The organism is Actinosynnema sp. (genome assembly GCF_052038725.1).
The window spans coordinates 1-1,704 of sequence record NZ_JBQGCX010000901.1 but is presented as its reverse complement, the minus strand read 5'-3'; the positions used below and the strand labels follow the sequence as shown (position 1 = coordinate 1,704).

Sequence of the window (1,704 nt, the reverse complement as noted above, 5' to 3'; positions counted from 1 at the left end):
CGGTTCCCCGCCGACCGCTACCGGTTCGACGCGGCCGACCACCTGATGCTGCCGTTCGCGGGCGCCCTGTCCGAAGTGGACGGGGAGCTGTCCGCCGCGATCACCCCCGAGCTGCTCGACGAGGTGCTCGCGCTGGTGCCCGACGAGTGGCTGGAGGGCGACGAGCAGTTCCCAGGGGCCGAGCGGGTCCGCTCCGCCTACCGGGACCTCTTCGCCGCGCGGCTGCGCGCGCCCAGGACGTGGGTCGACGAGCTGGAGGCCGACCGTGCCGCACGTGTTTGAGTACGCGCTGCTGCGCGCCGTCCCCCGGCAGGAGCGCGGCGAGTTCGTCAACGTCGGCGTGCTGCTCTACAGCGCCCCGCTGGGGTTCCTCGGCGCGCGGGTGCACGTGGACGAGGCGCGCGTGCTCGCGCTCGACCCGCACCTGGACGTGGAGCTGCTGCGCGACAGCCTGACCCACCTCGGCCTGTCCTGCTCCGGGGACCGCGCGGCCGGGCCGGTGTCCGGGACCAGCGCCGGGCAGCGGTTCCGCTGGTTGACCGCGCCGCGCAGCACCATCGTCCAGACCTCGCCCACCCACACCGGGCTCACCGAGGACCCCGACGCGGAGCTGGAGCGGCTGCTCGCCGCGCTGGTGCTGCCACCCCGTCCGCCGGGCGACCACTAGGGTTCCCTGGCAACCTGCGGGCCCGCGCCGCGTCTACCGGTGTGAGGCACCTAGAGCCCAGACGGATCGGGGAATCGACATGAGTGCTGGCCATTACGGGCACCAGCAGAGCCCTGGTTACCGCCAGGCGCCGGTGAGGCGGAGGCGGCGGCCGGGGCGGATCATCGGGTTCGTCCTGGTGGCGCTGCTGCTCGCCGTGGTCGGGATGTGGGTGTACGTCGACACCTCGCTCAGCCGCAGCGACGCGCTGCCCGACTACGAGGGGCGGCCCGCCGACACGCCGGGCACGAACTGGCTGCTGGTCGGGTCCGACGCGCGCGACGACCTCACGGACGAGCAGAAGGAGAACCTCGCCACCGGCGACGCCGCGGGCAGGCGCACGGACACCATCATGCTGCTGCACATCCCCGAGGGCTCGGGGAAGTCGACCCTGGTGAGCATCCCGCGCGACTCGTACGTGGACATCCCGGACAACGGCAAGAACAAGGTCAACGCGGCGTTCGCGTTCGGCGGCGGGCCGCTGCTGGCGCGCACCGTCGAGGGGGCGACCGGCATCCGGATCGACCACTACATGGAGGTCGGGTTCGGCGGGTTCGCGAACGTGGTCGACGCGGTCGGCGGCGTGGAGATGTGCCTGGACGAGCCGCTGAAGGACCCGCTGGCCGGCCTGGACCTGCCCGCCGGGTGCCAGGAGCTGGAGGGCTCGCAGGCGCTGGGCTTCGTGCGCACCCGCGCGTTCGCCACCGCCGACCTGCAGCGCGTGCAGAACCAGCGCGCGTTCCTGTCGGCGCTGGCGGACAAGGCCACCAGCGCGGGCACGCTGCTCAACCCGTTCCGCTCGATCCCGCTGGTGTTCGCGGCGACCGACTCGGTGTCGGTGGGCGACGGCGACCACCTGCACCACCTCGCGGCGATGGCGCTGGGCATGAGCGGCGGCGTGGACAACGTGACGGTGCCGGTCGGCTCGACGCCGACGCTGCCGGGCGTCGGGTCGGTCGTGCAGTGGGACCGGGAGAACGCGCTGCGGCTGTTCGGGG

The 1,704-nt window shown here is 73.4% G+C and carries 2 protein-coding genes and 1 pseudogene; all 3 read left to right on the top strand.

Translation table 11 applies throughout. The features are described 5' to 3' along the window. Positions 1-282, top strand: a pseudogene (locus tag ACTUAL_RS18650) (HipA family kinase); the annotation flags it as partial. Continuing rightward, a complete protein-coding gene (locus ACTUAL_RS18645) occupies positions 266-667 on the top strand; it encodes a DUF3037 domain-containing protein (protein WP_096492173.1) in 402 nt (133 codons plus the stop codon). The pseudogene ACTUAL_RS18650 and the gene ACTUAL_RS18645, both read left to right, overlap by 17 nt. A 79-nt stretch (positions 668-746) precedes the next feature. Then, on the top strand, positions 747-1,704 hold a 958-nt coding region (locus ACTUAL_RS18640), incomplete at its 3' end, for an LCP family protein (RefSeq protein ID WP_440901167.1).